The 12,302-nt window shown below is 58.4% G+C and carries 11 protein-coding genes; 7 read left to right on the forward strand and 4 right to left on the reverse strand.

Features of this window, described 5'->3' with window-relative positions:
- Positions 1–12 precede the first annotated feature (12 nt).
- The 3 genes from GS611_RS13435 to GS611_RS13445 all read left to right on the forward strand — a co-directional run bounded on the left by GS611_RS13435 (position 13) and on the right by GS611_RS13445 (position 3,227).
- Entirely contained in the window at positions 13–1,041 is a 1,029-nt protein-coding gene (locus GS611_RS13435; RefSeq protein WP_171636420.1) for an SIS domain-containing protein, read from the forward strand.
- Complete coding sequence (nagA, locus tag GS611_RS13440) at positions 1,038–2,171, forward strand: N-acetylglucosamine-6-phosphate deacetylase (RefSeq protein WP_171636422.1); 1,134 nt, start codon at positions 1,038–1,040, stop codon at positions 2,169–2,171. Before GS611_RS13435 ends, nagA begins: the two co-directional genes overlap by 4 nt.
- Before the next feature lie 183 nt (positions 2,172–2,354).
- On the forward strand, positions 2,355–3,227 hold the full coding sequence (locus GS611_RS13445) for a bifunctional allantoicase/(S)-ureidoglycine aminohydrolase (RefSeq protein ID WP_171636424.1): 873 nt from the start codon (positions 2,355–2,357) through the stop codon (positions 3,225–3,227).
- Here GS611_RS13445 and bhcR read toward each other — a convergent pair.
- On the reverse strand, positions 3,205–4,053 hold the full coding sequence (gene bhcR / locus GS611_RS13450; protein WP_171636426.1) for an HTH-type transcriptional regulator BhcR: 849 nt from the start codon (positions 4,051–4,053) through the stop codon (positions 3,205–3,207). The two genes, GS611_RS13445 and bhcR, sit on opposite strands and share 23 nt — an antisense overlap.
- Before the next feature lie 169 nt (positions 4,054–4,222).
- Between bhcR and bhcA the strand changes: the two genes are divergently transcribed.
- From bhcA to bhcD, 4 genes are all read left to right on the forward strand, one after another.
- Positions 4,223–5,413, forward strand: a complete 1,191-nt coding sequence (gene bhcA, locus GS611_RS13455; RefSeq protein ID WP_171636428.1) for an L-aspartate--glyoxylate aminotransferase BhcA — start codon at positions 4,223–4,225, stop codon at positions 5,411–5,413.
- A complete protein-coding gene (bhcB, locus tag GS611_RS13460) occupies positions 5,413–6,381 on the forward strand; it encodes a beta-hydroxyaspartate dehydratase BhcB (RefSeq protein WP_171636430.1) in 969 nt (322 codons plus the stop codon). The genes bhcA and bhcB overlap by 1 nt, the downstream gene beginning before the upstream one ends.
- 27 nt (positions 6,382–6,408) lie before the next feature.
- The gene (gene bhcC, locus GS611_RS13465; protein ID WP_171636432.1) at positions 6,409–7,572 is read left to right on the forward strand and encodes a 3-hydroxy-D-aspartate aldolase BhcC; all 1,164 of its coding nucleotides are present in this window, start codon (positions 6,409–6,411) and stop codon (positions 7,570–7,572) included.
- A gap of 116 nt (positions 7,573–7,688) precedes the next feature.
- Positions 7,689–8,654 carry an iminosuccinate reductase BhcD gene (gene bhcD, locus GS611_RS13470; RefSeq protein ID WP_171636434.1) on the forward strand — a complete coding sequence of 322 codons (966 nt, stop codon included), beginning with the start codon at positions 7,689–7,691 and terminating at the stop codon, positions 8,652–8,654.
- 166 nt (positions 8,655–8,820) lie between these two features.
- Here the strand turns inward: bhcD and GS611_RS13475 are convergent, their stop codons facing one another.
- The 3 genes from GS611_RS13475 to puuE are packed head-to-tail and all read right to left on the reverse strand — an operon-like array spanning position 8,821 to position 12,193.
- The gene (locus tag GS611_RS13475; RefSeq protein WP_171636436.1) at positions 8,821–10,245 is read right to left on the reverse strand and encodes a uracil-xanthine permease family protein; all 1,425 of its coding nucleotides are present in this window, start codon (positions 10,243–10,245) and stop codon (positions 8,821–8,823) included.
- Between the two features lie 53 nt (positions 10,246–10,298).
- A complete protein-coding gene (locus GS611_RS13480) occupies positions 10,299–10,784 on the reverse strand; it encodes an ureidoglycolate lyase (RefSeq protein WP_171636438.1) in 486 nt (161 codons plus the stop codon).
- Positions 10,781–12,193, reverse strand: a complete 1,413-nt coding sequence (puuE, locus tag GS611_RS13485; protein ID WP_371732265.1) for an allantoinase PuuE — start codon at positions 12,191–12,193, stop codon at positions 10,781–10,783. Before puuE ends, GS611_RS13480 begins: the two co-directional genes overlap by 4 nt.
- Between the last annotated feature and the right edge of the window lie 109 nt (positions 12,194–12,302).

Here is a 12,302-nt window from a genome sequence, read left to right on the forward strand (position 1 = left end):
AAGCCTGGGAAAATGCCTGACACAACCACTCAGATGCGGCGCGAGATCGATGAGATTCCCGACGCCGTAGACCGCCTTCTGACCGAGGGCGCGGAATTGATCGCGCAAAGCGCCGACGAGATCCGGGCCCGCGACCCGCGGTTCCTGATCTCGGTGGCGCGCGGATCCTCGGATCATGCGTGCAGCTTTCTGAAATACGCCTCGGAACTGTTGCTTGGTTTGCCGATGGCTTCGGTCGGACCGTCGGTGAAATCCATCTACGGGGTCGACATGCGTTGCGAGGATGCAATCTGCATCTCAGTCTCACAATCCGGTCAGAGCCCGGATATCGTGCAGCTAACGCAGTCGCTCACATCCGGCGGGGCTTACTCGGTCGCGATCACGAACAACCCTGCCTCTGCCCTGGCCGAGGCGGCTGCGGCAACACTGCCCATTCACGCGGGCCCCGAACTGAGCGTGGCGGCGACAAAGACATTCGTGACGTCTCTGGTCGCCGGGCTGTGGCTGATTGCGCAGGTGAAGCGCGATGATCACCTGTTGCGCGCAATCCATGGGCTGCCGGACAGTTTGTCGACCGCAATCGCCTGCGACTGGAGCGCCGTGGCGGACGCGGTGGATGGGCGTTCTTTGTTTACCTTGGGCCGGGGCCTGTCTTTGGCAATCTCCAACGAAGCCGCGTTGAAATTCAAGGAAACCTGCCAGATCCACGCAGAAAGCTATTCGGCGGCCGAGGTTCTGCACGGCCCGGTTTCCATCGTGGATCAGGGCTTTCCCGTGCTTGCCCTGTCGTCCGGAGATGCAGCAGAGGACAATCTGGCCGAAGTTGCGGACGCACTGGCGTCCAAAGGCGCTGTGGTTTTCGCCACAACCGGCCGCGTGAAACACGCCACGGAACTGCCCCATGTCCGGACGTCGCATTGGATGACGGACCCGATACCGACAATCGCTGCTTTTTATGGAATGGTGGAAAAGGTGGCCACACAACGCGGGATCGACCCGGACACACCACGCCATCTGAAAAAAGTGACGGAAACGGTATGACCCCCTCTACTGTTACCTTTGCGGGCGGCCCGATCTTCGATGGCACTGAATTGCGTGAAGGATATGCCGCACGGTTCAGAAACGGCGTGCTGGATGCGTTGCTACCTGAGGCCCAGATCGCACAGGATGACCAGATCGAGGATCTGCATGGCGACATCCTCAGCCCCGGCTATGCGGACTTGCAGGTCAACGGCGGCGGTGGCGTGATGTTCAACGACGATCCATCGGTTCACACGCTGACCCAAATCACCAGCGCTCATCGCGCGCTGGGTGCCACTCGCATCCTGCCAACCCTGATCACGGACACGGCCGAGAAAACCCGGGCCGCGATTGATGCCGCCATCAAGGCCGTTCAGACGGGTGTTCCCGGCATTGCGGGCCTGCATCTGGAAGGTCCGCACCTGTCTGTGCGACGCAAGGGCGCACATGATACCGCCCTGATCCGCCCGATGCAGCAAACCGATCTGGAAATTCTGATCGACGCTGCAAAACACCTGCCTGCATTGATGGTCACGCTGGCACCTGAAAGCACAACCCCGCAACAGGTTGAAGAGTTGAAACGCGCGGGGGTCATCGTTTCTCTGGGGCATACGGACGCGCCTTTTGAAACCTGCCAGGCGTTTTCAAGGGCCGGGGCGCAGTGCGCAACGCATCTATTCAATGCAATGAGCCAGCTCGGCAGTCGTGAACCGGGACTGGTCGGCGCGGCGCTATCCTGCGGATCGCTATCGGCGGGCTTGATCGCGGATGGCATCCACGTTCATCCCGATACGATACGGATTGCCTGGGCCGCCAAGCGCGGACCAGGGCGGATTTTCCTTGTCAGCGATGCGATGGCGGTCGCCGGAACGTCACTGACCGAGTTTCAGTTGGAAGGACGCCGGATCCGGCGGGAAAACGGCAGGCTGACTTTGGAGGACGGCACTCTGGCCGGGGCAGACTTGTGCCTTACAAAAGCGGTGCGGGTTCTGACGGAACAAGCTGGGATCCCCGTTCAGGATGCACTCGCCGCAGCGACAAGCGTTCCGCTTGGGATGATTTCCGGTAAAAGCACAGGACTGAAACCTAACCTGTCGCAGATGATACGGATTGCCCCGGATCTGTCCGGGGTCAGACCGGTGCAACCCTGACCCAATCCTTGTTGGTCCGACCGGCTGCGCAGCGCACGCATGATGCCAATGCTGCGCGCGCTTAACGACGGCCAAATTCTGATTTTTCAAATCTTCACGAATAGAGCTGTCAACTTTTTGCGGGTGGTCCGCACCGATCCTTCGGCGCATATTTCAGGCATATGACATTTTTCAGGAGCATGCATGACCGCCAAGTATTATTCTCCACACGGTGGGCACCCTGGTCAGGAGCAATTGCTGACTGACCGCGCCGTATTTACTGACGCTTATGCAGTGATCCCAAAGGGAACGATGCGGGATATCGTGACCAGTTTTCTGCCGTTTTGGGACGACACCCGCTTATGGGTGATATCCCGCCCGCTAAGCGGCTTTGCCGAAACCTTTTCGCAATACATCATGGAGGTTCAGCCCGGCGGTGGCTCTGACCGTCCCGAGACCGATCCCGAAGCCGAAGGCGTTTTGTTCGTGGTCGAAGGCACAGCGACCTTGACGGCCGACGGCACGACCCATGAGCTGACGCCCGGCGGCTATGCCTTCCTGCCCGCTGAATGCAACTGGACCTTACGAAACCGAGGCGGTGAGACCCTGCGCTTCCATTGGATTCGAAAGGCTTATGAAGCGGTGGAAGGGCTTGACCGCCCGGACGTTCTGGTTCTCAACGAAAATGAGATCACGCCGACGCCGATGCCCGGAACCGACGGCAAATGGGCCACGACGCGCTTTGTCGATCCAAGTGACCTGCGGCACGATATGCACGTGACCGTGGTGACTTTCGAGCCCGGCGCCGTCATTCCTTTCCTTGAAACACATGTGATGGAACATGGTCTGTATGTTCTTGAGGGAAAGGCCGTCTACAGGCTGAACAATGATTGGGTAGAGGTCGAGGCCGGCGATTACATGTGGTTGCGCGCGTTCTGCCCGCAGGCCTGTTATGCGGGCGGACCGGGTAAGTTCCGTTACCTGCTGTACAAAGACGTGAACCGTCATATGGCCCTGCGGCCGGGACCAGCGGCTTATCCGCAGCACCGGAGCCTCAAGTCAGCGGCGCAGAAATAGTCCCGCCGATGGCCAGAGTTAACTGACGCGCCGCCTCGATGACGGGGCGGCTTAGGCGCGCGATTTCGGCTTCGCTGACGCGGCTTGTCGGTCCGGATACCGAAATCCCGGCTACAGCCTCTCGGTTGATATCGAAAACCGGCGCAGCGATACATCGCATACCCGCGTTTTTTTCTTCGTTGTCTATCGAGAAGCCCTGTGCCCTGACCATGGCAAGATCTTCTTTCAGCGCGGCCGGGCTGGTAATCGACCGGTCCGTGAAGGCCCACAGTTCCGTCTTGGCCAACAGCCGGTCCAGCCGATCTTCATCCATATATGCCATCAAAGCTTTCCCGATGCCCGATGCGTGCATCGGAGACAGCGTGCCCGGTGGGAAAAACGCCCGGATGCTGGCATGGGTTTCAACCTGGCTCAGGAACAACACCATTCCTTCTTTTTCGACCCCCAGGTTTGCGGTCTCGCCGGTGGCCTCCATCAGCTTTCGCATCACGGGTCGGGCCCGGTCCACAAGGCTGGTGCGACGCAGGAAGCGCGAGCCGATTACGAACGCACGAGGACCGATGTGCCAGACCTGCTCGTCATGATCGAACTCGACAAGTCCCCTGCCCTCTAGTGTAACGAGAATTCGGTAAACTGTGGCGGGCGACTGGCCCATTTCGTCGGACAGCGCGGTTAACGCCTTGCCCTGCGCTTCACTCAAATACTCAAAAACTTCCATCGCACGGTCGAGAGATTTGATCGTGTTTTGCGCTGTCTTGTCGTCCCACCCCCGTGGTCTTCCACGGGCTTTTCTGCGGACTTCGCGAGTATTGTCTTGAGAATCCATAAAAACCCTTTGATCATTCGTGAAAGACTAATTCATCATATGAAAAATATAACACACTGACAATTATAAATTAAATTCAATACGTGGTGTTTTGAAAGTCTTTTTCAAAAATATATCGGGCAGAGCGGCTAGAACTTATTGTGTGGTCAACGACGGAAGGAGACCACCCATGAGCTTTCAAAATCCCGTTTTCATTCCGGGCCCGACCAATATCCCCGAAAGCCTTCGCAAGGCTTGCGACATGCCCACGATCGATCACCGTTCGCCGCTGTTCGGGCAGATTCTGCACCCAGCACGCGCGGGTGTGCAAAAAATTCTGAAAAGCGACAGCGCCGAAATCTTCATTTTCCCGTCGACCGGAACCGGAGGCTGGGAGACCGCGCTGACCAACACCCTGTCGGCCGGTGACAAGGTTCTGGCGGCGCGCAACGGCATGTTCAGCCATCGCTGGATCGATATGTGCCAGCGCCACGGTCTGAATGTCGAGATCGTCGAAACCCCTTGGGGCGAAGGGCTGCCAGCCGATCGTTACGAAGAGATTCTGACCGCCGACACAAGCCACGAAATCAAGGCTGTTCTTGCCACGCATAACGAAACGGCGACCGGTGTGAAATCGGATATTGCCGCTGTACGCAAGGCTCTGAATGCTGCCGGGCACCCTGCAATGCTGTTCGTCGATGGTGTTTCATCGATCGGATCCATGGATTTCCGTTTTGACGAATGGGGCGTTGATGTGGCCGTCACGGGTTCGCAGAAAGGGTTCATGTTGCCTGCGGGCCTTGCCATCGTCGGGTTCAGCCAGCGGGCAATGGACGCGACCAGCACAGGGACCCTGCCCCGCACCTTCTTTGACGTGCACGACATGGCGAAAGGCTATGCCAACAGCGCATACCCTTACACACCTGCGGTTGGCTTGATGAATGGCCTCAATCAGGCCTGTGACATGCTGCTGGGTGAAGGTTTGGAAAACGTCTTTGCCCGGCATCACCGTATTGCCGAAGGCGTGCGCGCCGCCGTGGGCGCCTGGGGGCTGGACCTGTGCGCGGCGAACCCTTCGGTTTATTCTGACACCGTCAGCGCGATCCGTACGCCAAACGGTTTCAACGCCACCGATATTGTCACGCACGCGGCCGAAAAATACGGCGTTGCCTTCGGTGTCGGTCTTGGCGAAGTCGCGGGCAAGGTATTCCGCATCGGGCATCTGGGAAGCCTGACGGATGTCATGGCCCTGTCCGGGATTGCCACCGCTGAAATGTGCATGGTCGACCTGGGCCTGAACATCCAGTTGGGCTCGGGCGTGGCGGCTGCGCAGGAATACTATCGCGGTCATTCGGGCGCCATTCAAAAGGACGCCGCGTGATGAAGGACTGCAACATGTATATCCCTACCTACGAGGACATGCTGGCGGCACATGATCGGATTGAACCTTTCATCCGCCGCACACCGGTCCGCACATCAGACTATCTGAACGAGCTATCCGGTGCACAGCTGTTCTTCAAATGTGAAAACTTTCAGGAACCGGGCGCCTTCAAGGTTCGCGGCGCTGCAAACGCCGTGTTTGGCCTTGACGACGAACAGGCCAGGAAAGGCGTCGCAACCCATTCTTCGGGCAACCACGCCTCGTGCCTGTCCTATGCGGCAATGAAGCGGGGCATACCGTGCAATGTCGTCATGCCGCGCACAGCGCCACAGGCAAAGAAAGACACGGTGCGGCGCTATGGTGGGAAGATCACGGAATGTGAGCCCTCCACCTCGTCGCGCGAAGCAACCTTTGCCGAGGTTCAGGCCGCCACGGGCGGGGATTTCGTCCATCCCTACAACGATCCGCGCGTGATTGCCGGGCAAGGCACCTGTTCGCGCGAGTTCATCGAGCAGACCGATGGTCTGGATGCGGTTGTCGCACCTATCGGCGGCGGCGGCATGGTGTCCGGCACCTGTCTGACACTTTCGACGCTCGCCCCGGAAACCGCGATCATCGCGGCGGAACCGGAGCAGGCCGACGATGCCTATCGCAGCTTCAAGGCCGGCCACATCATCGCGGATGACGCACCCAAGACGATCGCCGACGGGCTGCTGGTGCCGCTGAAAGAGTTGACCTGGCATTTCGTGTCGAACCACGTATCCGAGATTTACACGGCATCAGAGCAAGAGATCATCGACGCGATGAAGCTGACGTGGAAACACCTTCGGATCGTGATGGAGCCATCTTCGGCCGTTCCGCTGGCCACGATCCTGAAGAACCCGGACGCATTCAAAGGCAAGCGTGTCGGCCTGATCATAACCGGGGGTAATGTCGATCTGGACAGGCTACCCTGGCTGAACGCGTGACATCAATCCCTACATAGGAATACGGAAATGAAAGATATGACCAATCTCGACGAATTCGAAGTAGGCTTTGACATTCCGGCCAAGCCCGGAATGGATGAAGAAGATATCCAGACCCCCTCTCTTGTGCTGGATCTCGACGCGCTTGAACGCAACATCAAGAAGATGGGCGACTATGCCAAGGCGCACGGCATGCGCCACCGCGTGCATGGAAAAATGCACAAATCGGTAGACGTGGCCAAGTTGCAGGAGAAGATCGGAGGCGCCGTGGGCGTCTGCTGCCAGAAAGTTTCAGAGGCCGAGGTGTTCGTGCGCGGCGGCATCAAGGACGTTCTGGTGTCGAACCAGGTGCGTGACCCCGCCAAGATCGACCGTCTTGCCAGCCTGCCAAAGCTGGGCAGCCGCATTATCGTCTGTGTCGATGATCTGGACAATGTCGCGGATCTTTCAGGCGCGGCGGTGGATCACGGAACACAGTTGGAGGTCTTCGTCGAAATCGACTGCGGCGCTGGCCGGTGCGGTGTGACGACAACATCCGACGTGATCGAAATCGCCAAAGCGGTCGAAGCAGCCGAGAACCTGAAATTCACCGGCATACAGGCCTATCAGGGGGCCATGCAGCACCTCGACAGCTACGAAGCGCGCGAGGAAAAGCTCGACACCGCAATTGCGATGGTAAGGGACGCGGTTGAAGGCCTCAAAGCCGAAGGCATCGAGTGCGAATTGGTCTCGGGCGGTGGCACCGGTTCATACTACTTCGAGTCCAACTCGGGCGTGTACAACGAACTGCAATGCGGGTCCTACGCCTTCATGGATGCCGATTACGGCCGTATCCTGGACAAGGACGGCAACCGGATCGATCAGGGCGAGTGGGAAAACGCCTTCTTCATCCTGACCAGCGTCATGAGCCACGCCAAGGCGGACAAGGCGATCGTCGATGCGGGCCTCAAGGCGCAATCGGTGGACAGCGGTCTGCCCGTTATCTTCGGCCGAGATGATGTCGAGTACATCAAATGTTCGGACGAACACGGCGTCGTCATGGACCCGAACGGTGTGCTGAAGGTCAACGACAAGCTCAGGCTGGTTCCGGGGCACTGCGACCCAACCGCAAATGTACATGATTGGTATGTCGGCGTTCGCAACGGCAAGGTCGAGACCGTCTGGCCCGTATCCGCCCGCGGACGCGCTTATTGATCCGAACTTGCCGTGTTTGGGAGGGCTGGCTCGGAAGCAGCCAGACAGCCGCCCGCGTGTATGCTCTCCTTCCGGCGGTGGCACGCGGGCGCACGAATATTTGATTGGAGAATGAAATGCTGATCGTACCCGAGCGTGAGATCGCTGACCTTATGACCCGACAAGCGGCTTTTGACGCGGTCGAACAGGTCTTTGCCGCAATGGCGTCCGGCGACGCCTACAACTTCGCTGTCGTGCGTGAAGCCATCGGGCACGAAGATGCACTGTACGGCTTCAAAGGGGGGTTTGACCGCGCCGGCCTGACGCTGGGACTGAAGGCGGGCGGCTATTGGCCGAACAATCTGGAAAAACGCGGGCTGATCAACCACCAGTCCACCGTTTTTCTTTTCGACCCCGACACCGGCAAGCCATCTGCGATGGTCGGTGGGAACATTCTGACGGCCCTTCGAACGGCGGCAGCATCATCGGTATCGATCAAGCATCTCGCACGCAGGGACGCCAAGGTCATAGGCATGATGGGCGCTGGCCACCAGGCAGCCTTTCAGCTTCGCGCGGCTTTGGAGCAGCGCGCCTTTGAAAAGATCATTGGCTGGAACTACCACCCCGAAATGCTGCCGAATATCGAAAAGGTCGCCAATGAAGCCGGCGTTCCGTTCCAGGCGGTCGAACTTGACGAAATGACTGAAGCGGATGTGATCATTTCGATCACTTCGGCCTTTGCGCCCTCGCTGATGGCGAACCATGTAAGCCCCGGAACTCATATCGCCTGCATGGGCACGGACACCAAAGGAAAACAGGAAGTCGAAGCCGCCCTTCTGGCCAGGGCCAGCGTGTTCACGGACGAAGTCGCGCAATCCGTCAGCATCGGCGAAGCGCAGCACGCGGTGGCCGAAGGCCTGATCCAGGAAAGCGACGTGGCGCAGCTTGGCGCGGTCATCAACGGCACCGATCCGGGCCGGATATCGGACAATCAGATCACGCTGTTCGATGGCACGGGTGTGGGCCTTCAAGATCTTGCGGTCGCCGCGTCCGTGGTTGACCTCGCCGTTCGGAAAGGGGTCGCGATCGAGGTCGATTTCTGAAGCCAGACGGCGCCACCTTCTTGGGCATTGTCTCGGCGGTCCTTTTGGGCGAAGAGCTTTTGACAGCAGATCTCCATTCAATGGTGACCAAACAATGAAACGCGGCGCGCCTAGGCGCGCCGCTTCATGTTTTTTCCAGAACGATCAGTGTATCACGCCGAACGCATCAGACGTGGTCGTCTTGCTCGATGGACCCAAGACCATGTCCGGCCATACCGCCCGAGACCTCTTCCGTCGCTTCGTCGGAAAGTTCTTCGGGAAGCACCAGATTCAATACAATGGCGATGACGGCGGCGGGCAGGATTCCTGATGTCGCCAGAACCTTCAATGTGCCGGGCAAGTATTGCAACGCGTTGGGTTCCAGCTGCAAACCCAGTCCAAGGCTTAGGGCGATTGCAAAAATCACCATGTTGCGCCGGTTCCAGTTCACGTCCGACAGCATCGAAACCCCTGCGGCAACAACCATGCCGAACATCACGATCACGCCGCCGCCAAGAACCTCGATCGGAATGGACGAGATTATCGCCCCGATCTTTGGAATAAGCCCGCAAATGATCAGGAAAACCGCGCCGATGGTCACGACCATGCGGCTCATGACTCCGGTCATGGCAATCAACCCGACATTCTGGCTGAACGACGTGTTCGGCAGCGCCCCAAACAGACCAGAGATCGCAGTACCAAGACCATCAGCATAGGTCGCGCCCTGTATTTCCTTGTCGGTAGCTTCTCGGCCAGCGCCCCCCTTGGTGATACCGGATACGTCCCCAACGGTTTCAACGGCGGAAACAAAGGACATTGCACAGAAACCGATGATGGCCGCGACCGAAAATTCAAGGCCAAAATGCAAGGGGTTCGGCAGTGCAAAGGATGCCGCGTTGCCGACGTTGCCCAGATTCACCTGGCCAAGCAGGAAGGCCACGGCGTATCCGACCAGCAGTCCGATGAGAACCGCCGACACCGACAACATGCCCCGGGCAAAGAATTTCAGGCCAAGCGTGACCACGATTACGGTTCCGGCCATGAACCAGTTCAGACCCGAGCCATATTCCTCGGTGCCTATGGCGGGTACACCGCCGGCGGCATATTGAATGCCGACTTTGACAAGGGCCAGGCCGATCATGGTTACCACAAGGCCCGTAACCAGCGGCGGAAGAGCAAAGCGAATGCGCCCTATGAACAACCCGAGGAATGCGTGGAACAAGCCACCGACAACAACCCCGCCCATCAGGACGGCAATTGCGTCAACGCCCTTGCCAACCACCAGTGGAATCATGATCGGGATAAAGGCAAACGATGTTCCCTGTACGATCGGCAGCCGGGCACCGACAGGGCCTATGCCAACAGATTGAAACAACGTGGCGACGCCCGCGAAGAACATCGACATCTGGATCATGTAGATCATCTGCGGGAAATCGGGGCTGTTCGAGCCAAAGCCGAAACCGGCCGCGCCACAAACGATAATGGCTGGCGTGACGTTGGACACGAACATCGCCAGCACATGCTGAATTCCAAGCGGCACCGCCTTAAGCAGCGGCGGAGTATAATTCGGATCGCGGAGTTGTTCCGGCGATCCGATGGATGCATCTGACATTTGGTCTTTCCTCCCTTGAGGTTCGCAGCCGGCTCCTCTTCCGGCAACGCGCCTCATTCTGTGATTTCAAACGCCTCCTCGAACCAATGCTCTTCGAGGTTGGGCCCGGCTCCAATTCGGTCGACCACCGCAAAAAGTCCGGGCGCATGAAGCGGGGTCAGAACGCCATGCCAAGTGTTGCGATGATAATTCACTCCCTGTCCGGGCGCTGTTTTGAAGGCGATGGGCCGACCGGGTTTTCCGTTTTCATCCGGGGCCACAACCACGACAAATGGTTTCTCCGACAAAGGCAAAAAGGCTTGGCTGCCATCCGGATGGCGTTCAACCATTTCCAACTTGATCGGCAGGCTGAAGGCTTCGGACTGAAACACGCTGATACCCGCGCGCCCATCGTGGAAATCCAACACGGCCCGGTCGTGATAGCGGGCGCATCTGCCCTGATTTATAAGCTTGTCCACCCGGCCAGCCGCCTCGATGACATCGCCAAATGGTGCAAATGCCTCTGACGTCAAGGGACGGAGTTTCAAGCCAGCCGTCATTGCGCGAACTTCTCGATCAGACGCAATTCGGCAATGCGCTCGACCTGACGGCAGGCTTCGGCAAATTCGCTGTCGCGGTCATTGTCGATGCGACGGCGAAAGGCTTCCAGAATGCTGGCCTTGGTGTTGTCTTTGACGGCAATGATGAAAGGAAAGCCGAACTTGGTCGTGTAGGCTTCGTTCAACGCCGTGAACGTTGCGCGTTCTTCATCGGTCAGCATGTCCAGACCCGCACCGGCCTGTTCCGCGGTGCTTTCCTTGGTCAGGCGGCCGGCGGCGGCCAGCTTGCCAGCCAGGTCCGGGTGGGCTGTCAGAACGCCAAGGCGCTGCTCGGGCGAGGCGGAACGGAACACACGCGCCAGCGCGTTGTGGACACCAGCGGCATTGTCATGCGTCGGGCCCATTTCCAGTTCGTACGCACCTTCGGCAATCCACGGGCTGTGCTCGAACACGCCGCCGAATTCCGACACAAAGGTTGGTCGATCCATTTTGGACGGGGTCAGACATTGCACCGGCGGGTGTTCAATGGCCCAGTGTTCGGCAATCTGCTCGCGCGTTGCGAACCAGACACCTTCGTGTTTCCTGAAATAATCAAGTGCGCGTTTTAGCGCCATGGCGCGACCGGGGCGACCGATCAGACGGCAGTGCAACCCAATCGAGAGCATCTTGGCCGCGCCCGCCTCACCCTCGGAATAGAGCATGTCAAAGCTGTCTTTCAGATAGCTTTCGAACTGTTCCCCATTGGTGAACCCCGCCTGAATTGCAAAGCGCATATCGTTGCAATCCAGTGTATAGGGCATGATCAGTTGATCCTTGCCCCCTGCCTTGATCCAGTATGGCAGATCGTCGGCGTAGCTGTCGGCGATATAGGCAAAGTCGCCTTCCTGAGCGGCCAATTCGACCGTATTCATCGAACAGCGGCCCGTATACCAACCACGGGGCGGCTGACCTGTAACCTCTGTGTGCAGGCGGATTGCTTCGCGGATCTGGGAACGTTCTTCTTCTGCGCCCATGTTCTTGTGTTCAATCCACTTCAAACCGTGGCTGGCGATCTCCCACCCGGCATGCTTCATCGCCGCAACCTGTGCAGGTGCACGTGCCAAAGCGGTTGCAACACCGTAGACGGTGACAGGCAGATCCTGCAAAAGGCGATGCACGCGCCAGAACCCCGCGCGGCTGCCGTATTCATAGATCGATTCCATGTTCCAATGCCGTTGCCCCGGCCAAGGGGCGGCGCCGGTGATCTCGGACAGAAACGCTTCGGATGCGGCATCGCCGTGCAGAACGTTGTTTTCACCGCCCTCTTCGTAATTCAGCACGATCTGAATGGCGATTTTGGCGTCGTTCGGCCAGTTTGCTTTGGGAACTTGCCCACCGTAACCGGTCATGTCTCGTGGATAAGGCTTCACATCGGTTTCCTTCTTCTTGAATTGATCAATACCCCAGATAATCAAAGATGTTTTTCAAAAAATGCAGAAAGCAGCTTCCCACAGACTGCCTTTGCTCCTGGATGCGAAA

Origin of the sequence: Ruegeria sp. HKCCD6119 (assembly GCF_013110585.1) — a bacterium.
Classification (GTDB): Bacteria; Pseudomonadota; Alphaproteobacteria; order Rhodobacterales; family Rhodobacteraceae; genus Ruegeria.